We start from the raw sequence: 233 nt of genomic DNA, 5'->3' as shown, positions 1-233 counted from the left end.
CAACTCAAATAGCTGTTAATAACTTCTTTGACCAAGCAAAGGCACGCAAACAATACATGCGAATAAGACCCAAGCAAAGTCACAACAGTTGTGCTGGCGACAATAGCAAGAGTGAACCACCTGATCCCTTCCCGAACTCAGAAGTGAAACCTCTTAGCGCTGATGGTAGTGTGGGGTTACCCATGTGAGAGTAAGTCATCGCCAGCTCATTATTCTAAACACCCCCTTCAATA

At 45.1% G+C, this 233-nt stretch carries 1 rRNA gene; it reads left to right on the top strand.

The features are described 5' to 3' along the window. Positions 1–92 precede the first annotated feature (92 nt). Positions 93–207, top strand: a 5S ribosomal RNA gene (gene rrf / locus CL42_RS16410). Positions 208–233 lie beyond the last annotated feature (26 nt).

Origin of the sequence: Acinetobacter sp. Ver3, assembly GCF_000632455.1 — a bacterium.
Classification (GTDB): domain Bacteria; phylum Pseudomonadota; class Gammaproteobacteria; order Pseudomonadales; family Moraxellaceae; genus Acinetobacter.
This window is presented reverse-complemented; position numbering and strand designations above follow the sequence as displayed.